The 22558-nt window shown below is 70.9% G+C and carries 19 protein-coding genes; 8 read left to right on the forward strand and 11 right to left on the reverse strand.

What is annotated here, in order from left to right; genetic code table 11:
- Positions 1-55: 55 nt before the first annotated feature.
- From ABZ851_RS15130 to ABZ851_RS15150, 5 genes are all read right to left on the reverse strand, one after another.
- Positions 56-787, reverse strand: a complete 732-nt coding sequence (locus ABZ851_RS15130) for an alpha-ketoglutarate-dependent dioxygenase AlkB (RefSeq protein WP_361126676.1) — start codon at positions 785-787, stop codon at positions 56-58.
- 30 nt (positions 788-817) lie between these two features.
- Positions 818-1378 (reverse strand): hypothetical protein, encoded by a 561-nt coding sequence (locus tag ABZ851_RS15135; RefSeq protein WP_361126679.1) that lies wholly within the window; start codon positions 1376-1378, stop codon positions 818-820.
- A 28-nt stretch (positions 1379-1406) separates the two neighbouring features.
- Positions 1407-1946 carry a methylated-DNA--[protein]-cysteine S-methyltransferase gene (locus ABZ851_RS15140; protein WP_361127340.1) on the reverse strand — a complete coding sequence of 180 codons (540 nt, stop codon included), beginning with the start codon at positions 1944-1946 and terminating at the stop codon, positions 1407-1409.
- A 420-nt stretch (positions 1947-2366) separates the two neighbouring features.
- Positions 2367-3113, reverse strand: coding sequence for a hypothetical protein (locus ABZ851_RS15145; protein WP_361126682.1), 747 nt, complete (start codon positions 3111-3113; stop codon positions 2367-2369).
- 908 nt (positions 3114-4021) lie between these two features.
- Positions 4022-4399: a VOC family protein gene (locus tag ABZ851_RS15150; RefSeq protein ID WP_361126685.1), complete on the reverse strand. Its 378-nt coding sequence runs from the start codon at positions 4397-4399 to the stop codon at positions 4022-4024.
- Positions 4400-4970: 571 nt separating this feature from the next.
- Between ABZ851_RS15150 and ABZ851_RS15155 the strand changes: the two genes are divergently transcribed.
- Both ABZ851_RS15155 and ABZ851_RS15160 read left to right on the forward strand, forming a co-directional pair.
- On the forward strand, positions 4971-5201 hold the full coding sequence (locus tag ABZ851_RS15155) for a DUF6296 family protein (RefSeq protein WP_088796009.1): 231 nt from the start codon (positions 4971-4973) through the stop codon (positions 5199-5201).
- A gap of 1052 nt (positions 5202-6253) precedes the next feature.
- Positions 6254-7096, forward strand: a complete 843-nt coding sequence (locus tag ABZ851_RS15160) for a GNAT family N-acetyltransferase (RefSeq protein WP_361126689.1) — start codon at positions 6254-6256, stop codon at positions 7094-7096.
- Positions 7097-7145: 49 nt separating this feature from the next.
- Here the strand turns inward: ABZ851_RS15160 and ABZ851_RS15165 are convergent, their stop codons facing one another.
- Positions 7146-7844 (reverse strand): aspartate/glutamate racemase family protein, encoded by a 699-nt coding sequence (locus tag ABZ851_RS15165; protein WP_361126692.1) that lies wholly within the window; start codon positions 7842-7844, stop codon positions 7146-7148.
- 510 nt (positions 7845-8354) lie between these two features.
- On the opposite strand from ABZ851_RS15165, the gene ABZ851_RS15170 reads away from it, so the two are divergent.
- On the forward strand, positions 8355-9116 hold the full coding sequence (locus ABZ851_RS15170; protein ID WP_361126695.1) for a chitinase: 762 nt from the start codon (positions 8355-8357) through the stop codon (positions 9114-9116).
- A gap of 113 nt (positions 9117-9229) precedes the next feature.
- Here the strand turns inward: ABZ851_RS15170 and ABZ851_RS15175 are convergent, their stop codons facing one another.
- The gene (locus tag ABZ851_RS15175; RefSeq protein WP_361126698.1) at positions 9230-10519 is read right to left on the reverse strand and encodes a bifunctional GNAT family N-acetyltransferase/ATP-binding protein; all 1290 of its coding nucleotides are present in this window, start codon (positions 10517-10519) and stop codon (positions 9230-9232) included.
- Between the two features lie 395 nt (positions 10520-10914).
- On the opposite strand from ABZ851_RS15175, the gene ABZ851_RS15180 reads away from it, so the two are divergent.
- The 4 genes from ABZ851_RS15180 to proP all read left to right on the forward strand — a co-directional run bounded on the left by ABZ851_RS15180 (position 10915) and on the right by proP (position 15865).
- Complete coding sequence (locus ABZ851_RS15180) at positions 10915-11643, forward strand: Mut7-C RNAse domain-containing protein (RefSeq protein WP_361126701.1); 729 nt, start codon at positions 10915-10917, stop codon at positions 11641-11643.
- A 630-nt stretch (positions 11644-12273) separates the two neighbouring features.
- A complete protein-coding gene (locus ABZ851_RS15185; RefSeq protein WP_361126704.1) occupies positions 12274-13206 on the forward strand; it encodes a hypothetical protein in 933 nt (310 codons plus the stop codon).
- Positions 13207-13333: 127 nt separating this feature from the next.
- Complete coding sequence (locus tag ABZ851_RS15190; protein ID WP_361126707.1) at positions 13334-14032, forward strand: class F sortase; 699 nt, start codon at positions 13334-13336, stop codon at positions 14030-14032.
- A gap of 321 nt (positions 14033-14353) precedes the next feature.
- Positions 14354-15865 (forward strand): glycine betaine/L-proline transporter ProP, encoded by a 1512-nt coding sequence (gene proP, locus ABZ851_RS15195; protein WP_361126710.1) that lies wholly within the window; start codon positions 14354-14356, stop codon positions 15863-15865.
- Positions 15866-15958: 93 nt separating this feature from the next.
- Here proP and ABZ851_RS15200 read toward each other — a convergent pair whose 3' ends face one another.
- Entirely contained in the window at positions 15959-16618 is a 660-nt protein-coding gene (locus tag ABZ851_RS15200; protein WP_361126713.1) for a hypothetical protein, read from the reverse strand.
- Positions 16619-16709: 91 nt separating this feature from the next.
- Here ABZ851_RS15200 and hemC point away from each other — a divergent pair, with 91 nt between their 5' ends.
- The gene (gene hemC / locus ABZ851_RS15205) at positions 16710-17645 is read left to right on the forward strand and encodes a hydroxymethylbilane synthase (RefSeq protein WP_088795999.1); all 936 of its coding nucleotides are present in this window, start codon (positions 16710-16712) and stop codon (positions 17643-17645) included.
- Between the two features lie 115 nt (positions 17646-17760).
- Here hemC and ABZ851_RS15210 read toward each other — a convergent pair whose 3' ends face one another.
- The 3 genes from ABZ851_RS15210 to ABZ851_RS15220 all read right to left on the reverse strand — a co-directional run bounded on the left by ABZ851_RS15210 (position 17761) and on the right by ABZ851_RS15220 (position 22458).
- The gene (locus tag ABZ851_RS15210; protein ID WP_361126717.1) at positions 17761-18927 is read right to left on the reverse strand and encodes a hypothetical protein; all 1167 of its coding nucleotides are present in this window, start codon (positions 18925-18927) and stop codon (positions 17761-17763) included.
- A 93-nt stretch (positions 18928-19020) separates the two neighbouring features.
- Positions 19021-19662, reverse strand: a complete 642-nt coding sequence (locus ABZ851_RS15215; RefSeq protein ID WP_361126720.1) for a dioxygenase — start codon at positions 19660-19662, stop codon at positions 19021-19023.
- Between the two features lie 366 nt (positions 19663-20028).
- On the reverse strand, positions 20029-22458 hold the full coding sequence (locus ABZ851_RS15220; RefSeq protein ID WP_361126723.1) for a LuxR C-terminal-related transcriptional regulator: 2430 nt from the start codon (positions 22456-22458) through the stop codon (positions 20029-20031).
- Between the last annotated feature and the right edge of the window lie 100 nt (positions 22459-22558).

Genomic DNA, 22558 nt, shown 5'->3' on the forward strand with positions numbered 1-22558 from the left:
CGCCAGGCGTCTGATGCTGCGGCACATGAGTCCAGTCTGCCTCGCGGTGCGGCAGCTATCCGTCGAGTCCGGTCACCCGCATGGTGATGTTGAGGCGCCCCGTGGCCAGGCCGGACGCGGGGTCGCCGGTGCCCGGCCTGACCTTGGGCACTCCGTGGTACGCGAAGCGGGACGGTCCGCCGAAGACGAAGAGATCACCGGAGGCCAGCTCGATGTCGGTGTACGGCTTGGTGCGCGTCTCGGTGTTGCCGAACCGGAAGACGCAGGTGTCGCCGATGCTGAGGGAGACCACCGGCGCGCCGGAGCGCTCTTCCTTGTCCTGGTGCATACCGAGCTTCGCCTGGCCGTCGTAGAAGTTGATCAGTGCGGTATCGGGCGTGTAACCGTCGCCCGCGGCGGCGTCCTGATATGCCTCGACCAGCGCACTGCGGCCCAACTCGACCATCCAGTAAGGGAATTCGGCCACTCGGGCGCCGTTCACATCATCGGCGGTGCGGGTGTATGCGTACGGCTGCCAGTGCCAGCCGATGCACACGGTCTGCACGGACATCACACCTCCGCGCGGCAGCTTGGTGTGCCGGATCGGGGCCGGACCGCGGGCCCAGCCGCGGCAGGCGGCGACGAGTTCGCGTTGCTGCGCCATGGTCAGCCAGCCGGGGATGTGGACGGCGCCGGGGGCGATCTCCCGGCGGCCTGCGGGGGTGCGGCCGGCTGCGGTGGGAGGCCGGAGGGGCCCGGGGCTCGTGGAGCCCCCGATGCCCTCGAAGCCGGGAAGTGGCGTGCTCATGTACTCCTGCCTTGCCTCATCGCTCGCTGATTACAGCGTGCCACGGAGGCCGGCCCTCGGCGGACGGGCCGGTAGCTGATGGGTGACCCAGCCGCGGTCGACGGTCCAGGTGGTGCCGTCGGCGGCGGCACCGCGCATGCCCTGCAGAGTCGACGAGCCGGCCAGAGCGGGTACGCGGGAGTCGCCGAGCGCCGCGAAGCCGTACGTGCGTGCCGGGTCCCAGTCGGTGCTGTGACGTAGCCGGCGGCTCATCTGGGCCCAGCCGAGAGGCGCGGCGGCCACCACCCAGGCGTCAGGCTCCCCGGCCGTGAGCCGACGCGCTGCCCGGAGCCAGGACGCGGCGGATTCCGGCCAGTCGACCACGGCGAGCGCCGGCAGCCGCCCGAGGGCGCGCCAGGCTTCGGCGAACGCGGCCGCAGCCGACCGCGACGCGGGGTCCCGGCTGTGCCCGACGGCCATCGTGGCGATACGGGCCCCGGGTGCGGTCAACAGGCCGATCAGGGCGGCGAGTTCGGCACCGGAGTGCGGGGTGGGGGCGGGGAGGTCGCCGTATGCGGCCGTCTGCGCCGGGGAAAGAAGGGGAGAGGTCATGATCGAAAGGGTCCAGGCGAGGCGGGGCTCAGATGAGCGTCGGCTGAAGGGCGCCCTCATGTGTGAGCAGCGCGGTTTTGCGTTCGACCCCCGCCGCGTAGCCGCGCATCGAGCCGTCCGCGCCGATCACACGATGGCAGGGGCGCACGATCAGCAGAGGATTCGCAGCGATCGCCGCGCCCAGGGCTCGTACGTCGGTTCGCGACACGCCGAGGCCCTCGGCGAGCCGGCCATAGGTGGTCGTGGTGCCGTACGGGATGGCGTCCAGGGCCTGCCAGACGCGCTCCTGGAATTCCGTACCGCTGGGGCGGACGGCGAGCTCGAAGCGGAAGAGCTCGCCGGCGAAGTAGGCGCGGAGCCGGCGTACGACCTCGGTGAAGGGGCGGGGGTCGGGGCGCCAGTGCGGCTGGACGGTGGCGGCGCCCCGCTGCTCAGGCATGGAGAGGGAGGTCAGGGCGGTGCCGCCAGGCGCGGCGGACGATTGCTCGCCGACGAGCAGCAGCTCGCCCAGGGGACTGTCGAACGTCGTGTAGCTGGTGGTGACGGTGGACGCCGCTGGGGAGGCCATGACGCTCTCCTCGTTCGCGTGGGGTGCTTTCACTTCCCGAGTCTGCGGGCTCGGCCGCGCCGTGGCTGGCGGAATTCGGACGTCTCGGTTGCGCGGAGGGCGGCAACGGCCGGCGGCTGTAGCTCACCGGCCACATCCACCGGCCACCGGCGTGTCGCACCGCCGTACACACGACGGCCGACACGCCGTCGCGCCGACCGTGTTCCCTGGGGAGGTACCTCAGGTCGGCCTGGACACCTTGTCGGAGCCCGCCTCGCCAGGCAAGCTTCCTGCCGTTCGGCCCCGGATGCTACTGCGCCGAGATGCTGGTCCCACAAGCTGCCGCCGCCGTGGACGGGGGAGTCCATGGCGGCGGGCTGGTCAGGGCTCCCGAGGCGGATGGCCAATCCGGCCGGAGGAATGGCCATATCCCCTCGACGCTCAAGGGTGGTAATGCTCGGCGACCTTCGTCGCCACGCCGTCCTCCACGGTGACCCGGACATTGAGGGAGTTCATCCTGGCGGCCTCGTCCAGCTGCGATTCGGTGCACGGGGAGGTGCCGTAACCGTCTTTGTCCATCGTGACGTCGCCGTCCGGCCCGCCGCACATGGCAGCGGCCCCCAGGGCCTTGGTCTGCGGACCGATGGCGAAGCGCTGCTCGGCTCCGGAGTCCGGAGCCACGATCATCTTCCCGGGGGTCAGATACTTGAGGACGCCGTTCCAGGTGCCGCTCACGCCCTTGTCATCGGGCGCAGGCCCGGTACCGTCCGTGGAACCGGAGTCCGAGCCGGCACCGCTCGTGCCTCCTGTTCCGTGGTTGCCGCTCGTCCCGCTGCCGCGACTTGTCTTGCCGCTACCTGCCCCGGAACCGCCATCGTTGCTCTTCCCGGTGTCGGACGGCTTCGGGCTCGGTGCCGACTTGTCCTTGGTGCCCGGTCCCTCCGCCACGTTGCCGAGGGCCGCGGCCTCTTTGGACAGATCGTTGGGATCGGGCCTCGACGAGACCTTGGTGCTCGCCTTCGTGTCGTCACTGCCGCTGCCACAGGCGGTCAAGGAGAGTGCGGCAACGGCGATCAGCGAAGCGGCAGCGATCCGGCGCCCACGGCGTAAAGCGGAGCCTACGGTGGCGGGGGACGCGGCGGTGTGGTTGACGTCTGCGTCGACCTCGGAGGCTTCGTTCCAGGACATGAGTCCCCTTTCCTGCCCCCGTACCTGCACTCTGCTCTTCCGCCGCAGCGCTGCTGCGGAATCGCGCCGGTGCTGCGTGGGCCTGGGCGTGGCTGTGCGCGTGGGTTCCGGCCATGGGCTGTGGGCATGGCGTGGGTGCCGCCGTCATGAGCGGGACAGGCTCCAGGGTGACGCGGGCCGCTGCCGATCTACTAACGCACGACTAACGCGGGCTTGGCAGCCGTTCGTTCACCGGAATCCGTCCCTCGGGACAGCCCCACGGACAGCTGCTTCCAGGAGCAAGCCAGGAGCCCACGGGACGGGAGGCAGGAGGCAGGAAGATCGGACGCGGGCCGTAGAGTTGGGCGTGCGCGGCGGGCTACGCCGCCTCGACGACCTCCGTGACCTCCGAGCGCACCGCCACCGTCCAGATCTCCAGCAGCACCGCATACTCCGCCATGTCCTGAGCCGACCACGCCATACCGCGACGGGCGCGCACAAATCGCCGGATCGATTCGTTCGCCTCGGAAGCAGGAACGGGCGCACCCGTAGGGGCAGAAGGAGTTGGGGACATATGAGCAATGCTAGGGGCAGACACTGACAACGCAGACCCGCACGCGGCGTGGCTCCGCCCGCAGTGGGCGTCCCGGCAGTGGTCCCTACGTCACGTCAATTGCCTGACCAGCAACGACAGTCGGCCCTTCCGTCGCCCCTCGCTGCCTGCATGTGTCCCTTCCCACACGCTCCGCGGTCGTTCCGGGGTACCGAGGAAGCCTCCGTACCCTCCCGCTCCAGATCGACATCGTTCAACAAGCAAGCACAGCAGGCCCAGCAATCCCAGCACTCCCCAATGGGCACTGCAGGCACAGCAGACGCAGCAGGCCGAACAAGCCCAGCGGGCCCAACAGCCCCCGCCCAACAGCAGTCCCTCAATCAAGAAAGAGGCAGAACGGATGACCCGCCGGGTCAAAGAGCACCCGAACATCGTCCTGCGGCTGGAATTCGGCACATGACGCACCCGCTGCGACGGCATACGCCTCGGCCTCCGCAAGGTCATCGACCCGGAGGTCGAGATGCAGCATCTTCTGCTGCGCCTGGAGGTGTTCCGGCCATACGGGGGCCTGATAGCCAGGCTCGGACTGGAACGAGAGCCCCATGCCTCCGTCCGGGCGCCTGAGCAGCACCCAGTCCGGTTCGCGGGCTTCCACTTCCCAGGCGAGGAGCCGCTGGTAAAACGCGGCAAGCGCATGGGCATCCGGGCAATCCAGAACCACCGTCGCAAGCGTGAACAATGGCTTTTCCGTCACCCTCGCACCCTTCGAGTCGCCGGCATCTGTCCGTCTCCGGGTCGGCCCCTGTTCGTGGCCTGCCCCGACTGTTCGTGGCCTGCCCCGACCGAGGAGCGTCGCACCGCGGCCGGGCCGGCGCTACCCCGATCGGGTGAGGCCTGAAGCCCGTCGTCGCAGTTGGTTCCCCGGCCGCATCCTGGGCGTCTTCGCACACGCAGGCCGTTGCGGTCACCTGGTTCCCCGGCGAGGTGGCTCTCCCCACGCTCCTCGTTGAACTCCGCCGGACCCGCCGTTGTCAGTGGTGCCCCCTACCGTGGCTCCCGTAACTATCCGAGCTGCTGGCGCTTCTCGGACCTGCCCCGCTCCCGTGACAGCGCACGGGAGCGGGGCTCACCACTCCGGTCGGCTACGGCGCTGCGACGCCGCGTGAGGCGCGACCTCCGTCCGGCACGCCGACATGGGTTCCGGTCATCTCTGGGTCCTCCTCAGGCGCGCCGGGCGGGTGTGGGTGACGATGGAAGTGCCGAGGTGCAACGGCGGTGGGGGAGTGACGCCCGGAGCACCTGCCGAGTCGTGTCGGGAGGCCCCGATGGATTACCCGGAATGCTATGAGCTGGTGTTTCAAGCACCTGCCGTCGAGGACGACGTGGTGATTGTGCGTCGTACCGAGCGCGCAGGAGCGGGCGGCTATCCGGTCTACGAGGACGAGTCGGGGATCGTGCGCGCGGAGATCAGTGACCGGGGCGAAGTCCGCATGCTGGCCAGCGGGGGGCATCAGATGCTCAAGACGCCGCTACTGGCGCGACCCCTGACTCCATGAGCTTTCAGGAGTTCGTCCGGCGGATGCCTACGGGGGGATGTCTACCGGCGGATTCCTGGTGTCGGGGTGGGTGGATGGTTGCCCGGCGAGGATTCTCACGATACGTGTGTATGTGATTGCGATCCGTATTATCCCCGGGGGTGACCATTCCGGTCAGGTGGGCGGGCGGCTTGCGGGGCGCGCCCTGTACGCATGGCGCGGATGAGAGACCGGAGAGGCCGGCGTACGGCTCGTAGGCGCCGCCCGGTGCTTTGTGTGGGCGGGCAGGGAGCGGTCAGGCGGATGGGGTGCTGCTCCGCCCCGGCGCCCGGCCGAGAAGGCAGGTGACCCTGTCCGCGACCACGCCCGGTTGCTCGGCCTGGATGAGGTGCCCTGAGCCGACCTCTTCGAAGCGCCCGTCCGGCAGTGAGGTCCAGCGTCGCTGGCCGGGCCCCTGTCCGGGCGCACAGCTCGCCACGGGTGAGCTGTGCGCCCGGATGCCCGAGGCGTCGAAGGTGAGCCGGGAGCCGGGAGCCGGAGCTGCGCGCCGCCATGGTTGACCGAGCGGCGCGCCTGGTGGTGGATGGCGGCTCAAAGGCCCCGTAGGTGGTTTCGTTTGGGAGGCGTCCTTCGGGCCGCCTCGGGCACTGCGCGGCCCTCGCCGTCCCCGTTGTGAGCTGCGCCTTCAGTGTCCCTGTCGGCCTCGCCGTCCTCGGCGCCTTCGGCGGGATCGGGCTCGGCGTCGGAGGCGGAGGGTGCCGCGGGGTAAGTCGTCTGGCCTCCGAGTACGGCCATGGCGCGTTCGAGCGTCTCACCGGTGAGCTGCATCCGGATCCTGGCCAATCGTTCTAACTCGCTACGCGACACCACGTCAGCGTACCTGCCGTGAGTTCAAACCTCGCTACGACCCAATAATTTGTGACGATAGGGGAGTTGGCCGTCCCATTCAGCCCAACCGGGGTCCCCGGCAAGTTCCCCACCACCACTCCCGCCCGAGCCTCCCGTCCGGGGTGGTCTGCGTCCGTACGTAATGCGGTGGCAGGGGTTCGCCTCCTGCTGTTTGGATGCGCGGTGTGAGTACTTTGGAGCTGGGCGAGCGTGATGAACTGCTGGAACGCCTTGAGGATTACTACGACGCCGTCCCGCGCTCCGGAGCCCGGGCCGAGGACTTCGGGGCACTGACGTTGTTCGTCAGGGAGGGGCAGGGGTGGCCGTTCTATGCGCGCCCGACACCGGGGTGGCGGGGAGAGGTGACTGCCGCCGAGGTGAACCGGGTGCGCGTCCGGCAGCGGGAATTGGGGATTCCGGAGAGTTTCGAGTGGGTCGCGGAGACCGCGCCCGCGCTGCGGGCCGCGGCCGAGCAGTCGGGGCTGGCCGTGCACGCACATCCGTTGATGGTGCTGGGCCCGGACGTCCCGGCCCCCGAGGTGCCCAAGGTGGCCGGCGGCGTGGTGCTGCGGACCGTCGGGCCGGACGATCCGGTGCTGCCCAGCGCGCTGGCCGTCCCCCACCTGGCCTTCGCCGACCCCGGGACCGGAGTCGGCGTGGCCGGGGTGGCGGAACTGGCCCAGGCGGTGCGCGCCACCGCCGGGGACGGGTCGGTGGAACGTTCGGCCGCACGCATCCGGGCCGGTCTGACGTCGGTTGCCGCCGCGGTGGAGGACGGCAGGGCGCTGTGTGCCGGTCAGCATCAGCCGGTCGGGAAGGTCAGCGAGATCGTCGGAGTGGGAACGCTGCCGGCCGCACGCCGCCGTGGCCTTGGGCTCGCGGTCACCGCGGCGCTGGTGGCCGACGCGCGATCACGGGGCGTCGAGACCCTTTTCCTGTCCGCGGGCGACGACGATGTCGCCCGGATCTATGCCCGGCTCGGCTTCCGCTCCGTGGCCACCGCAATGATCGCCGAGCCCGCCGAATAGCGGGTCGCCCGCGAGATCCGTGATCCGTGCCGCGCGACGGCCGGACGGATCACGGGGCGTCGGCGAGGGCGTGAGTGACGGCTGCTTCGGCATGCAGCCGGGTGGTCGGAAAGAGCGGAACCGGACTGTGCTCCGGCTGGATCAGCAGCTCGATCTCGGTGCAGCCCAGCACGATGCCCTCGGCCCCGGCATCGACGAGACGGTCGATGACGGCCTGGAATGACTTCCGGGATTCCTCGCGGACGATGCCGAGGCACAGCTCCTCGTAGATCACGCGGTGGACGGTGCCTCTCCCGGCGGCGTCCGGGACGAGTACGTCCAGCCCGTGGCTTTCGAGCCGGCCGCGGTAGAAGTCCTGCTCCATGGTGAAAGCGGTACCCAGCAGTCCGACGCGGCGCAGGCCGCCGGTACGCACGGCGGCCGCGGTGGTGTCGGCGAGGTGCAGCAGCGGGACGGTTACGGCAGTGGAAACCTGGTCGGCGACCTTGTGCATGGTGTTGGTGCAGAGCAGCAGCAGGTCCGCGCCGGCCGACTCCAGCGCCCTGGCGGCCTCGGCAAGTATCTCTCCGGCTTGCTCCCAGCGGCCTTCGGTCTGCAGCCGTTCGATCTCCGCGAAGTCCACGGAGTAGAGCACGCACTTCGAGGAGTGCAGTCCGCCCAGCCGCTCGCGCGTCAACTGGTTCAGCAGCCGGTAGTACTCCGCCGTGGACTCCCAGCTCATGCCGCCGAGCAACCCGATTGTCTTCATCGGGCCACTTTCGCACAGGTCGTGAGCTGTTGCGGCCCCACTGCCTGGTCCGACGTCATGTCGTCGGCCTGGAACGGTCCGGCCCGGCTTGAGGGGGCCGGACAGGCCGGCCCGGCCCGGCCCGGCCTGTCCGGTTCGGCTCGTCCGGTTCGGCTCGGTCCGGTCGCGGAGGGGCGGGGACAGCGCGAACTGTGGGGAATGTGCCGTGAGTTCGCGTTCATCAGGGCTGAGCGCCGATGGACCGATGGATTGCTGCATTGGTATGGACATGCTCAACATGGGCGCCATAATCTGGCGTTGGTCTAGACCGCGGCGTCGGTGGTCGGGGTCGCGGTCCCCGATGCAGTCTGTCGCCTTGCTCGCACTTGTCCGTGGGCTCGTCGTTGGATCGCTCCGTGCTCCGAAGCCCGCCAATCGACGTAGTTCGTAAGGCAGTTCGTTCATGAGGTTCCCCCCCACACGTCGTGGCCCCTCTTGTCCGGAGTCCGGCCGCGCGAAGGAGTCACCGTGATGAGAGCACGTATTGCCGCACTGCTGAGCGCCACCGCCCTGGCCGCGAGCCTGGCCCTCGTCGTTCCGGCGGCGCCTGCGGCAGCCGCGGGGGACTGTTCCGGCTGTGCCGCGGTACCGGGGGATGCTGACGCCCGGAACGAGGGGTTCGTCGTCAGCGAGGCGCAGTTCCAGCAGATGTTCCCGAACCGGAATGCGTTCTACACCTACAGCGGCCTGACCGCGGCTCTCCGCGCCTATCCGGAGTTCGCGAACACCGGGAGCGACACCGTGAAGCGGCAGGAGGCCGCGGCATTCCTCGCGAATGTGAGTCACGAGACCGGTGGCCTCGTCTACGTGGTGGAGCAGAACACCGGGAACTACCCCCACTACTGCGACGCCGGCCGGCCGTACGGGTGCCCGGCAGGGCAGGCCGCTTATTACGGCCGCGGTCCGATACAGCTCAGCTGGAATTTCAACTACAAGGCGGCGGGCGATGCGCTCGGCATCGACCTGCTGCACAACCCCTATCGGGTGGAGCAGGACGCCGCCGTCGCCTGGAAGACCGCGCTGTGGTACTGGAACACCCAGACCGGCCCGGGCACCATGACCCCGCACCAGGCCATGATCAGCGGGGCCGGGTTCGGTGAGACCATCCGCAGCATCAATGGCTCTCTCGAATGCAACGGCGGCAACCCCGGCCAGGTGCAGAGCCGGATCAACAGCTACCAGAGCTTTGTCCGGATCCTGGGGACCGCGCCTGGCGACAACCTGAGCTGCTGACGAGGGCTGCGGCCGGGATCTCAGCGGACGGGACCTCAGCGGACGGGAGGTCATCGGCCGGCACGCCATCGGTCAGCACGCCCCCCCCGTACAACCGTCCTCTCGTACGGCCATCAGCAGCGAGCGTGGGCGGTGATGTCGGCGCTGAATTCATCGATCATTCCGGGGGTGACGGTCGGCCGGCACCGGTCGATGGCGGTGAGATACTCCTCGGTGCTCGCCCCGAGCCGGCCGTGCGCGCCCGTGCCCACGCCGATCGCCTCCAGGTCCCGCTCGAAAGACGACTGGGCGGCCACCCGTGCGGCGTGCTCGATATCGGCCGGGGTGAAGAGCTCGCTGGCCGCCACCAGCGCCGCGATATCCACATCGGCCCGGCCGTCCGCGTACCGGGCCCAGATCGCCGACCGGGCCGCCGTGTCCGGCGTACCGATCGGGATCAGGTAGTCGAAACGGCCGGGGCGCAGGAACGCCGGGTCGAGTGAGCGGATGGAGTTGGTAGCGCACACCAGCAGCCGCTCGTCCCGCTCCCGGAAGCCGGGTATGAGCTTGAGCAGTTCATTGGTCACGCCGTGCAGCCCGCCCGGCTGAGCGTCCGCACCCCGGACCGGCGCTATCTCCTCGACCTCGTCGATGAAGACGAGGACCCGCTCCAGCTCCGCGATCCGGGCGAACGCGCTGCGCAGGGCCGCGGCAAGATTGCCCTCGTCGGCCAGCCGGGACGGAAACAGCTCGACGAACGGCCAGCCAAGGCGGGCCGCGATACCCCGGGCGAAGGTGGTCTTGCCGGTTCCCGGCGGGCCGAACAGGGCGATCGCCCGCGGTGGCCGGACGCCATGCCGGGCGGCTCGCTCCGGTTCCGCCAGCGGCAGCACGACACGCCGCTCGATGAGGTCCTTCTCCGCTTCCATGCCGGCCACCTTGGCCCACAGGTCGGTGGGCAGGAACCGTCCGCCGAGGTCTTCCAGGAGACTGGCCGCGGGGCCGTGATGGGGCTCGACCTTCTCGAAGTAGGCCACGGCGGGCTGCCGCGTATAGCCCGCGTTGAGCAGCCCTTCCCCGAGCAGGTCTTCTTCGGGCAGCACATAGGCGATACGGCTCACCCTGGCCGCGATCAGCCGCCGCTCCAGCTCCACCAGCAGCGCGCTCGCCAGCCCCCGGCCACGCCATGCCGCAGAGATCGCGATCCGCATCACCCAGCCCCGCTCACCCGCCACGCACGCGAGCGCCGTGCCGATGGGCGCACCCTGGTGGACGGCCACCACGGCGGGCTGCCGCGAGGTCAGCGCACCGATGCACTCGGCGAGCGAGAAGACGGACTCCTGTCCGAGCTCGGCCGTGGAGTCGATCAGATGGACCACTGCGGCGAGATCGTTCTCGCGGTAGTCGTGGATGAGCCAGTTCACCGGTACCGCCCCTCATTGGTCATGCTGGTGCTCTTCGTGCTCTTCGTGCGCGCCGTGCTCTTCGTGTTCGCTTCGTGATCTCGGTGATGCGGGTGATGTGGTGGGAGCGAGGCTAGGGGCGGCGGGGGAGCGGGGCCCGCTCCATCGTGGACAATCCGGGGCGCGGATCGCTACGAGCCGTATGTAGCCAGGTCCGCAGCGGTCGCGGCCGCGGCGGACGGTCGGAGCGCGGTGCAGGGGGTGCGGTGCGCGGTCGCCGGTGGCCGAGCCGGGATGCCCGGCCGGTGGCGCGACACCGCAGCACGGCGAGGGCGTAACCGAGGCCCGGTCGTCCCTCCCGTGACCGGCGGGAATCCGCTGGCTGGCCAGGCCCGCCCGATGGCATGCTGGCGGGCGTGAACGGACCCGAGATCCATCTGAGCTTCGCCCCTGAGCTGCACGTTTTCGTCGCCTCGGTGCACACCACGACCGTCCCCGCGCCGGTGGTGACCGATGGCTCGTCGACGCTCGGCCATGTCGTCGAGTCGCTCGGTGTCCCGCTCACCGAGGTCGGGCGACTCGTCGTGGACGGGGCCGAGGTCGCCGTCTCGCATGTGCCGGGGGCGGGCGAGAACATCGAGGTCCACGCCGTCGAACGTCCGCAGCGGATCGCCGGCGCGCCCCTGAGGTTCCTGCTCGATGTGCACCTCGGCACCCTGGCGCGCAGGTTGCGGCTGCTCGGTGTCGATGCCGCGTACACGAACGAGGACCCCGGTGACGCGGCGCTGGCCGCGCTCTCGGCCAAGGAACGGCGGGTGCTGCTCTCCCGGGACCGGGGGTTGCTGCGACGCCGGGAGATCTGGGCGGGCGCGTTCGTCTACAGTGACCGGCCCGATGACCAACTCCGCGACGTACTGGGCCGTTTCGCCCCCACACTCGCCCCGTGGACGCGCTGCACCGCCTGCAACGGCCGACTGGCGGACGCGGACAAGAACTCGGTCCGCGAGCACCTTGAGCACGGCACTCAGCGCACGTATGACGTCTTCGCGCAATGCACTGCCTGTGGGCGCGTCTACTGGCGCGGAGCACACCATGCGCGGCTGGAGGCGATCGTGGAAAAGGCGCTCCGGGACAGCACGGCCTGAGGCCTTGGCCGGGGTGAGGCGGGGGACGGAGCGCGCCCTCGCTCTTCCCAGGGGACGCAGGCAGGGCGAAACGAGCTTTTTCTGCAGGGGAGTTGCGTCTCTTTCCCCGTACTCCGCGGCCTACGGAGTGATACGCATAAGCGACTGCCCGAGTCACCGCATCCCGTAAAGGCTGCCGTGCGCCCGCAGGAGGCCAGGCCCCATCGGCCGCGACGCCGCATCGCGACAGTGCCGCTCGGTCCCGAAAGCCTCTCGTCCCACGCCGTCGTGCCGGGGCGTCACCACAGGCTCACCACGGAGCTCATCACGGGCGTCACCCGGGCATCGGGTCCTCGGCGTGTCGCGGAGAAGCCCGCTCGCCACGCTCGTCCGGGGCCGGAATCGCGGCGCCGTGGAGGGCCGCAAAAGTGCCTCTAGCCCACTCGTTACGCGACACGCCGACGACGCGCGCCATCCAACGGGTGAATCCACTGCCTTCGGCCACCCGAAGAGCCCACGGCGTCCCTCGAATGCGACATTCTCCGGTGGTGCGAGGCCGCGATCCGGCTGACGGTGATCACGTCGCCACTGCGATCCGATGAGCCGGCAAAGAGTCAGCCTTCGCAGTCGCGCCGAAAGGAAAATGTCCCCATGCGCACTGCTCGCACCCTGTTCGCCTCAGCCGCCGTTACGGCGGTGCTCGCAATCTCCGCCCCCGCTGCGAACGCCATGATCACGGCGGACATTGCCTCGGACAGTACCTCCTCCGTCAGCAAGAACGACCACGACAGGAACGGCGACCGCGACCACGGCCGCGGCGGCGACCGTGACCACGGCCGTGGCGGCTACGGCGACCGTGACCACGGCCGCGGCGGCTACGGCGACCGCGACCACGGCCGCGGCGGCTGGGGCGGTGACAACTGCCGCGACAACGGCCATGGCGGCTTCGGCGGCCGTGACAACGGCCGCGGTGGCTTCGGCGACCGTGACCACGGCCGTGGTGGCGAAGGCCGCGACAACGGCCGTGGCGGCTTCGGCGGCCGTGACAACGGTCGTGGCGGGTACGGCGACCGCGACCACGGCCGTGGTGGCTGGGGCCATGACAACTGCCGCGACGACCGGCGGCCGAGCGGTGGTGTGCACACCGGCGGCGGCGCCATGGCGGCCAAGACCGTGCTGGGCGACTGGGACCAGAGCAGCGGCTACGGCGACGACCACGACAAGGGCGGGCGCGGCGGTGACCGCGACCACGGCCGTGGCGGCGGCGACCGTGACCACGGCCGTGGCGGCGGTGACCGTGACCACGGCCGCGGTGGCTACGGCGACCGCGACGGTGGCGGCTACGGCGGCCGCGACAAGGGTGGCTACGGCGGCCGTGACAAGGGCGGCTACGGCGACCGCGACGGTGGTGGCTACGGCGGTGGCGGCGAGTACCGCAAGCCGCACGGTGGCATCCACACCGGCGGTGGCGGCCTGGCGACCGGTGGCGGTATGGCCGCCGGCTCCGTGCTGATGCTCGGTGGTCTCGGTGCTGGTGCGTACATGCTGCGTCGTCGCAACTCCTCGGGCGCTGCGGCGGCCTGATCCGGCTGCCCCATACGGGGGCCGCTGTGCTCGCGGCCACCGTTCCTCGTGAACGGTGGCCGCGGCGATTGCCTCACCGGTGGCTCTCATGCCGCGCCGCCGCTCCGTTCATGAAAGGCACCTGCACATGACCGCCCAGCAGTCGCCCCAGCCGAATTCGAACCCCTCCCGGACCTCCACCGCGTCCCGCCCCGTCGGCCGCGGCCTGCTGTGGTCCGCGGGCGCGTTTCTGCTGGGCTCCCTCCTCGTCTACAACTCCGTGGACACCTCGGCAGACCCCAAGCCGCAGTCCCAGCCGGCCGTGGCGTCCTCCGCCACCCCGAGTCCTTCCACCGCCGCGGCAGTTCCTGATCTGGCCCTGCCCCGTTCCGCCCCGAAGCGGGTGACGATCCCGCAGATCGGCGTGGACGCGCCCTTCACCCAGCTGACCATCGGCCCGACCGGGCAGCTCAACGCCCCGCCCGCGATGAACAAGAACATCGTCGGCTGGTACAGGGACGGTGCCTCGCCGGGCGAGCGCGGCTCGGCGATCATCGCCGGTCACGTGGACACCAAGATCGGACCGGCGGTGTTCCTGCAACTCGAATCGCTCAAGCCCGGCAACTCGATCAACATCACCCGTGAGGACGGCATGATCGCGACCTTCAGGGTCGACAGCGTCGAGACCTTCAACAAGGCGAGGTTCCCCAGCGACCGGGTCTACGGCGATGCCCCCACCGCGCAACTCCGGGTGATCACCTGCGGTGGTGCATACGACCGGAAGGTCAGGGACTACGTCGACAACATCGTGGTGTTCGCCCACCTCGCCTCGTACCGACACGTCTGAGCCCTTCCGGTTCCGGAACGAGCCCAGGCCGGCCCTCCGGCCGGCCTGGGCTCCGTCATGGCCGGAGGGCGCCCCGGGCGCGCCTGTCAGCGCGTGCGACACGCGGCGCCCGGCCTGCTCCCGATACGGACCGGCCGGGGAATAATGAGCCGTCGTATCAACCATGGGTGAGCCGGCGGGCCAGGCATGCGCCGAGGGGCAATCATGAGACAGCCGATTTCGCCCTGTTGACGGGATGACATGAGCGCTGGACGCCAAAGACCGTCGAAACCGGGAAGGGGCCGGAAGCCGGCCCGCGGGGGTACTCCCGCCACCGACCGCATGCTCCGCATTCTGCTGCGCCGCCGCAAACAGCCGCTGAGCGCCGAGGACGTGACGGTGACCGACAGGCCCGCCGTGCGCAAGGCGGTGTCGGCAGCGGCACTGGGCAACACCATGGAGTGGTTCGACTTCGGGGTCTACGCCTATCTGGCCGGCACCTTGGGCAAGGTGTTCTTCCCGTCGAGTTCCCCCGGGGCCCAGGTCGTGTCGACCTTTGCCACCTTTGCCGCGGCATTCCTCGTCCGGCCGCTCGGTGGCTTGGTATTCGGCCCGCTCGGTGACCGTATCGGCCGTAAGCGCGTGCTCGCCGCCACCATGATCATGATGGCGGTCAGTACCTTCGCCGTGGGATTCCTGCCCTCCTACGGCACCATTGGCTTCGCCGCGCCGATGCTGCTGCTGATCTGCCGTCTGGTCCAGGGGTTCTCGACCGGCGGGGAGTACGCGGGGGCCACCACCTACATCGCCGAATACGCACCGGACACCCGCCGGGGCTTCCTCGGCAGCTGGCTCGACTTCGGCACCTTCGTCGGGTATGCGCTCGGCTCCGGACTGGTGACCCTGCTCACCGCCGTACTCGGCGCCGACGGCTTGGTGGACTGGGGCTGGCGCCTGCCGTTCCTCCTTGCCGGGCCGCTGGGGCTCATCGGCCTGTACATGCGGCTGAGGCTGGAGGAGACACCGGCCTTCCGGCGTGAGGCCGAGCAGGCACACCACGATGCGGAGGCGGCCGTCGCCGCGGGCGGCGAGGACCCGGTGGAGGAGGCCCGCCAGTCCGGCAAGGGACGGCTGAAGGAGATCTTCACCCGGCACTGGGAGGCCGTGCTGATCTGCATGGGCCTGGTGCTGCTCTACAACGTCACCAACTACATGGTGACCTCGTACCTGCCGACGTTCATGACCGAAACCCTCGGTCAGAAAGCCCTCACCGCCCAGCTGCTCGTCCTCGGCACCATGATCGTCGTAGTGCTCACCATCACCACCGTGGGCCGCACCTCCGACCGCTGGGGCCGCCGTCCCGTTTTCATGGCGGGCAGCGCCGCCATGATCGTCCTTGCGGTGCCCGCGATGCTGCTCATCCGCGCCGGCGGCATCCTGCTGCCGGCCTTCGGATGCCTGATCCTGGGCCTCCTGCTGGTGTGCTTCGCCGGTACGTCCGCGTCGACGCTGCCCGCACTGTTCCCGACCCGGCTGCGCTACGGCGCGCTGTCGATCTCCTTCAACATCTCGGTCTCACTCTTCGGCGGCACCACGCCGCTCATCGCCTCCGCGCTGGTCCAGGCGACCGGCGACGACATGGTCCCCGCCTACTACCTCATGGTCGCCGGCGTCATCGGCCTGATCGCCACCTTCTTCCTGCACGAAACGGCCGGCCGGCCGCTGCGTGGCTCCGGCCCGATGGTGGAGAGCGAGGAGCAGGCTCAGGAGCTGGTGGCCAGGAGCCGTACCGAAGCGGGGCGGCGGGCCAGGGACCTCTGGCTCCGTCTGCGGCACCCCTGGGCGCGGCACTGAACGGGACGACGGGCCAAGGTCAGCGCTGTGGCGGCGACCGCCGCTCGCCCGGCGCCGGCACCATCGCCCCCGGCCGTGCCCGGCGCCCGGCGGTCATCCCCGAACGCTGCCGTACCAGCGCCAGGCGGTGCGGCGGGGGCGTCCCGGCAGTTCGGCGCGCCCGGTGGCCCACAGCAGGGTGCGCCAGGGATCGGCGGCCTCCGGGACATCCGGAAACAGCCGGGCGAGCACCCGTGCGCAGACGTCGGCGGGCGGGTTCCAGGCGAGCTGGAGCCCTTCCGCCAGGTCGTGGGTGTGCACCAGCGTCTCCACGGTGCCCATCGCGGCGAAGCCCTCGGGGTCCGACACCCCGAACACATGGTGAGCACGCACCCGCGGCGGCGTCGTACGCACCATGGCCACCAGCAGAGCGCCGCTCGCCTCCAGCACCTGCAGCAGCCCGACAGGACCCGCCGCACGGTCGGCGTGCACCGCGTTCGAGGGACCGCCCGGCCGCCGGCTCTCCCACACGAACGGCACCGGACCATCCAACGGCGGCCTCCTGGGGCCCAGTTGGACGGCGTACGCGAACAGATCATCGGTGAGATGTTCGACGGTTTCCCAGCAGTCCCACTCCAGCGAGCCCGCCTTGCCGTCCCACGCGCCCGGCGGCGCCTCGCGCAGTACGGCCACCGCGAGCTGGACGGCGCGGTCGAGATCATCCGCGGCGACGGCGGAGGACGGCAGGATGTCGGCTTCGGTCGATCGGGTCATGCGGGGACCGTACCGCGGACGGTGTGGAAGCGCGGGCGGGCCCGGCCCGTTGGTGGCGGGCCGCGCGCATCTGACGGACTATCGTGGGCGCATGTCCGCCCCTGAACTGATCCGTATCGTCTCCCGCGACTCGCCGATGGCCCTGGCACAGGTGGAGCGCGTCCGCGCCGAACTCGCCGCCCTCCATCCAGGCATCGCCACCGAGGTCATCCCGGTCAAGACGACCGGCGACCGCTGGATGGGCGCCCTGTCCCAGGTCGAGGGCAAGGGGGCGTTCACCAAGGAGGTGGACGCCGCCCTCCTGGCCGGTGCGGCGGACCTCGCGGTGCACTGTGTCAAGGACATCCCGGGGGACCGTCCGCTGCCGGCCGGGACCACCTTCGCCGCCTTCCTCGAACGCGATGACGTCCGGGACGCACTGATCCACCCCGGCGGGCTCACCCTCGACGACCTTCCCGACGGCACCCGGATCGGTACCTCCTCGGTCCGCCGGATCGCCCAGCTCGCCGCCTCACACCCGCACCTGCAGTGTGTGCCGATGCGCGGCAACGCCAACCGCCGCATGGAGAAGCTTGCGGCCGGTGAGGCGGACGCCCTGCTGCTGGCCGTCTCCGGCCTCGAGCGCATCGGCCGTACGGACGTGATCACCCAGACCCTGTCCGTGGACGAGATGTGCCCGCCCATCGGTGCGGGCGTGCTGGCGCTGCAGTGCCGCGAGGACGACGCCGACACCATCGATGCCGTCAGCGGCCTGGGCCACCCCCGGACCTTCCAGGAGACCACCGCCGAACGCATGCTGCTGCACGTGCTGCAGGGCCACTGCAACAGCCCGATCGCCGGCTATGCCACGACCGACCGGCGCGGCGAACTGTCGTTGCGGGCCTGTGTGTTCACCCCGGATGGCAAGACGGTCCTCAACGCGCACGAATGGGCCGGCCCGCTCACCCCGGAGACGCTTGGTACCTCCGTGGCCGTCGCCCTGCTGCGTCAGGGGGCCCGCGAGCTGATCGACGGCATCGCGCACTGACGTCCGGGGCACCGGGGGAAGGTGACCGGCGGACCGCTTGCCGGAACTCGCCATCCGCTGCCGGAGGGGTGGACGGACGGCAACCGCCCAGTCCACCCCGAGGGTGGCCGTCGGCTCAGCCCTTCAGCCGGGTGATCGCCGGCACGAGGTCTCCTTGCCGGGCGATACCGGCCGCCCAGAGGTCGGCGGTCTTGGGCACCGTGGTGAAGCTCCGTACGACGATGCCCGGAGCTGAGGCGGTGTCCCAGCGAGCGGCCCCGGCGTTCCACCGCAGGGCCACGGGTGCGGCGCCCTTGCCTCCGACGGCCCACAGGCCGCCGTCCGCCGCCTTGCCGACGGCGCGCAGCCGGCCGTCCGCCACGTCCGGCGTCTTTGCCGCCGTCCAGGCGGTGCCGTTCCAGTGCACGGCAAGGGGACGTTCGGTGCTGCCGGACGTGCTGCCGCCCACGGCCCAGATGTCATCCGCGGCGAACGCGGTGATTCCGCCGAGCCAGTTGTGGGTGTCCTGAGGGCCCGGCACGGTGACGCGCTTCCAACTGCTGCCGTTCCAGTGCAGCAGCAGCGCCGTCTGCCGTGAGGTGGCATCGGCGGCGTACGCGGCGCCGGCCGCCCAGATGTCGTCCGGAGCGACGGCCGTCACGCTGGTGAGCTCGCCCTTGCCGACTTCGGGCAGGGTCTGCCGGTGCCAGCTCTTGCCGTCCCACGACTGGATGGCCGGGACTCCGTCCTTGACCGACCGGTTCATCGCCCGGCCCACCGTCCAGGCTTTACCGTCGGACGTCGTGGTCACGGCGTCGGGGACGACCCGGCCGCCCGGATCGCGGTCCAGCTGGTATGTGGTCCACTTGGCGCCGTCCCAGTGCACCGACGCGCTGCCCACCGTCCAGATGTCGGCGGCCGACCGGACGGCGAGGGCCTGCGGAAAGCTGTTCTCCGGCAGGGTGGACTCCTGGGTCCAGGACGTTCCGTCCCAGCGCAGCGCGACGGCTTCGAGCGCGGTGGCACTCTTCAGCCGATAGCCCACCGCCCAGGCCTGTGTGTCGCTCAGCGCCGCTACGGCGGTCAGATCGCCCTTCTTCACGGGCACGGGTGTGGCCTGCCAGCGGTCGGCTCGGGAGACGGAGGAGACGGAGGACGCGGAGGCTGCGGATGCCGCGGATGCCGGGGGTTCACCGTGCAGGCCGGTCAGGACCAGCGCCCCGGTGACCACGGTGGCGGCACATGCTGCCGACAGCGCTACCCGGCCGGGACGCCGCTTGGGCAGGGGGGTACTTGAGGGCATGCGGATTTCCTTGTCTGGTGGGGGAACAGGTCTGCGCGCGGGGCGGTCGGCCGGCGGGGGCGTGCCCAGCTGCGTGCCGGGGAGAGCCGATCCTCAGACCTTGGTGGTGATCACGAAGTTGAAGGTGCCGGTGTAGCAGCCGTCCGCCGAGCCGGTGAGGTTGATGGTGCAGGCACGGTTGAGCAGCCGGTCGGCGGCGTTGAGGGCGGCGAAGTCCCTGCCGTACGCCTGCGTGTCGTCGGGGAAGTACAGCTGGGTGACGAGGACGGGGCCGCCGGACGCCTGCACCTGGGTGTGGATGTGCGGGGCCCGTTGGCCCCAACGGCCCCAGTAGTCCCGGGGGATGATCGTCCGGAGCAGGTAGGCGCCTCGGCTGTCCGTGTACTGGTGCCCGCGGAGCGAGAATCCGGAGGTGTCGTAGTCGCCGTTCTCATCGCACTGCCAGAACTCGATGAGCGTTTCGGGCAGCGGCTTGCAGGCGGTGTCGTACACGACTCCGCTGAGGTCGAGCCGTACCCCGCGGATACCCGGAGTGATCAGATCGCCCCGTGCGGGAGAGTCGGGCTTGAACAGCGGGCCTTCGATGGACTCCGGGGTTTCGTGGCCCGAGCAGGCCGGGGTGACGGCGAGCGGGACCGCCGCCCGGCGTGCCGTCGCCGGCCGGCGCGACTCCGCGGCACCGGCGGCAGGGCCGGCCGCGGCCGCCACTCCTACCCCGAGGGCCACGGAGGTCACGCCCGCGGACGTGGACCTGATGAAGGACCTCCTGGAACTTCCCTGCTCGCCCCCTTCCCGCGTCGGGGGCACCGGGCCGCTGGCAGCCCCCTGGCTCATGTCGTCGGCGTACCGCATCGCATCTCCTTGCCGGAAGGAACTCATGGGCGGGGCACCCGAGGGGGGGCGGACGGTCTGGACAGCGGGGCGGCCGCCCTCGCGGATGCGCTCTCCCGCTCAGCCTCCGATGCCGTGCCGGCCTCCGCATCGGTCGGATGACCGGTGAGTTGTGCGCGTGACGAAACCACCGGTGCCAGGGAGGGACATCGACGGGAGCCGGGCCGGTCCTGGACCGCCGGCGCGCGATCGGCGTGGTCGCCGCTGTGTTCAGGGGCCGGGGTCGGTGCCCGCTGCCCGTCCCGCGGCCCGGACGGCGATCTGCGTACGGGACCTGACGCCCCATTTGTCCCGGACGCGGTCCAGATGGGTGGCCACGGTGCTCTTGGAGAGGCCCAGGTGCGAGGCGATCTGCTGGTTGGTCAGCCCCTCGGCGACCAGTTCGGCGACCGCCGACTCACGTCCGGTCAGCGGGGGCTGCCCGGCCATGCCTACTCGGCCGGGCAGCCGTTCATGTTCGCCGTCACGTTCTGCGGAACGGACACCATCATCGTCACGTCCTGCGGAACGGACGTGATCCCTGTCGTGTCCCGTGGCAGGGAGCTGTGTGCCGCGCAGCGCGTACGCGATCAATCGCGTGCCCCGCAGTCGGCGGCCGGCCGCCATCGCCGCCCTGACCCCGGAGGGAGGAAGCCCCTCCTTGACCCGCGCCACGGCCGCCTCCACCAGGTCCCACCAGTGCGCCTCCGGCTCCGTGTCGATCCGCCGCCGTATCGCGGCGGCCGCGGCGTACAGCCGTAGCGAGCGCTCCAGGTCCCCCCGCTCGGCCGAGACGATGGCCAGCCCTTCCAGCGGGTAGAGCGCGTGGTAGCTCTCGCCGGGCGGTGTCTTGAGCAGCACCTCGGCGAACCTCCGCTCGGCGGCGTCCACGTCGCCCTGGGCCAGACGGATCGCGCCCGCGGTGTGCAGGGCGGCCGTCAACTGGCCCTGTGGCGCGCGTGCTTCGAGCTCGGGGAGGCACTTCTGCATCAACCGCTCGGCCCGTACGGTTCCGCCCGTGTGGAGCAGCGCCCACGCCAGATGGTGCCGGCAGAGCGCGAGGTCCAGGGGGCGGCCGAGCGTGTGGACCACCTCGAGGCATTCGGCGAAAACGGCGACGGCCTCGGAGAACTCGCCCCGGCACAGCCGGGCAGCCGCCAGCGCGTCCAGGGCATTGGCCAGCCTGGCCGGATGCCGCCCGCTGCGCCCGGCGGCGACGGCCTCTTCAGCGAAGGCGAGGGCCGCGGCATGGTCGTCCTGCAGACAGGCCGACCGCGCGGCCAGCGCCAACGCCGCTCCGCGGTCCTCGTGGTCCGGCGCCCGCGCCAAGACCTCCGACAGCAGTGTGCGCGCGGCCGTCAACTGCTCCTGCTGGTACCGCAAACGAGCCAGCGCGACCGCAAGGGGGAGGTACCGGCGGTCGGAACGGGAGACGGCGTGGGCGACGGCCGCCGCGAGGTTCCCCTGCTCCTGGGCGAGGGGCCCCTCGGCGGTGTCGGGGAACGTCTCCGGCGCGACGGCCCCCGCGGCCTGCTCCACCAGCCAGTCGAGTGCCCGGTCCCACGTGTCCTGCAGCTCCCCGGCTTCCGCGAGCCGTTCCATGCCGTAGGCCCGGATGGCGCTCAGCTGCCGGAACCGCGCCGTGCCGCGTGGCTCATCCCCCCGTACCCTCACGACCAGGGACTTGGCCTCCAGCGCGCAGATCACGCGCAACACCTGATCCCGGCGCACGTGACTGCGCGAGCCTCGGCGACCGGCCGCTTCCGTATGGTGTACGTCGCGTACGTCGCCCCTCCGGCCCCCGCCCTCCCCGTCGGCGCAGACCGCGGCGGCCCCCTGCGCGTCGAAGCCGCCCCCGAGCACCGACAGCCGTCGGAAGACGACTCTCTCCAGCGGATCCAGCAAACGATGACTCCAGTCGATCGCCGCCCCCAACTCGCGATGCCGGCCCGGCCCGGTCCTCCTGCCGTCGGTCAGCAGGGACAGCTGATCGTCGAGGCCGTGCAGAATGCCCGGCAGGGAGAGTGACCCCGCCCTGCCCGCGGCCAGTTCGATGGCCAGCGGCAACCCGTCCAGCCGCCGGCAGATCTCGGCCACCGTACGGGCCTCACCGGGCCCGAGCCCGAACTCCGCGTCGCTCGTCCGGGCGCGTTCCAGGAACAGCCTGACCGCCTCCGACCGCAGCGGCTCGGCGAAGTCGTGGTCGCCGTCCGACGGCGAGAGCGACAATTCGCCGACCCGGAAGACGACCTCGCCGGGGACGCGCAGTGTCTCCCGGCTGGTGGCGAGCATCCGCAGCCGGGGGCAGCGGGCCAGCAGCGTCTCGGCCAGCCGGGCGCAGGCGTCCGCCAGATGCTCACAATTGTCCAGCACGATCAGTACCGTGCGTGTGCCCAGGGCGTGGACCACTGCCTCGACGCCTGCCCGGCCGCCGCGCTCGCGCACCCCGAGGGCGGCGGCAAGCGCCTGCGGCAGCAGTGTGCCGTCCTCCAGCGAGTCGAGCGCCACCCAGTGGGCCCGGCCCGCGCGGGCTCCCCGGACGCTGCCCGCCAGCTCCAGTGCCAGACGTGTCTTGCCCACTCCGCCCGGGCCCGTCAGCGTCAGCAGGCGCGCGGACCTCAGCAGCGTGCGTAACCGCGACAGCTCTCGCTCACGGCCCACGAACGCATCGAGCGCGGGCGGCAGTCCGCGCCCCGACAGCTCCGCTGGGGGCGGGGTGCGACGCGCCGAGCGCTGCCGGAACGCGCGTTGCCGGCAGGCA

The sequence above is a fragment of the Streptomyces sp. NPDC047049 genome (assembly GCF_040643995.1).
GTDB classification, from domain to species: domain Bacteria; phylum Actinomycetota; class Actinomycetes; order Streptomycetales; family Streptomycetaceae; genus Streptomyces; species Streptomyces mooreae.

Bases quoted from the DNA above. Each gene is read 5' to 3' on its own strand.
- hemC (WP_088795999.1), top strand. From the start codon at position 16,710: ATGTCCGCCCCTGAACTGATCCGTATCGTCTCCCGCGACTCGCCGATG.
- ABZ851_RS15130 (WP_361126676.1), bottom strand. From the start codon at position 787: ATGAGCACGCCACTTCCCGGCTTCGAGGGCATCGGGGGCTCCACGAGC.
- ABZ851_RS15170 (WP_361126695.1), top strand. From the start codon at position 8,355: ATGAGAGCACGTATTGCCGCACTGCTGAGCGCCACCGCCCTGGCCGCG.
- ABZ851_RS15140 (WP_361127340.1), bottom strand. From the start codon at position 1,946: ATGGCCTCCCCAGCGGCGTCCACCGTCACCACCAGCTACACGACGTTC.
- ABZ851_RS15185 (WP_361126704.1), top strand. From the start codon at position 12,274: ATGCGCACTGCTCGCACCCTGTTCGCCTCAGCCGCCGTTACGGCGGTG.
- ABZ851_RS15135 (WP_361126679.1), bottom strand. From the start codon at position 1,378: ATGACCTCTCCCCTTCTTTCCCCGGCGCAGACGGCCGCATACGGCGAC.
- ABZ851_RS15145 (WP_361126682.1), bottom strand. From the start codon at position 3,113: ATGTCCTGGAACGAAGCCTCCGAGGTCGACGCAGACGTCAACCACACC.
- ABZ851_RS15165 (WP_361126692.1), bottom strand. From the start codon at position 7,844: ATGAAGACAATCGGGTTGCTCGGCGGCATGAGCTGGGAGTCCACGGCG.
- ABZ851_RS15210 (WP_361126717.1), bottom strand. From the start codon at position 18,927: ATGCCCTCAAGTACCCCCCTGCCCAAGCGGCGTCCCGGCCGGGTAGCG.
- ABZ851_RS15190 (WP_361126707.1), top strand. From the start codon at position 13,334: ATGACCGCCCAGCAGTCGCCCCAGCCGAATTCGAACCCCTCCCGGACC.
- proP (WP_361126710.1), top strand. From the start codon at position 14,354: ATGCTCCGCATTCTGCTGCGCCGCCGCAAACAGCCGCTGAGCGCCGAG.
- ABZ851_RS15155 (WP_088796009.1), top strand. From the start codon at position 4,971: ATGGATTACCCGGAATGCTATGAGCTGGTGTTTCAAGCACCTGCCGTC.
- ABZ851_RS15200 (WP_361126713.1), bottom strand. From the start codon at position 16,618: ATGACCCGATCGACCGAAGCCGACATCCTGCCGTCCTCCGCCGTCGCC.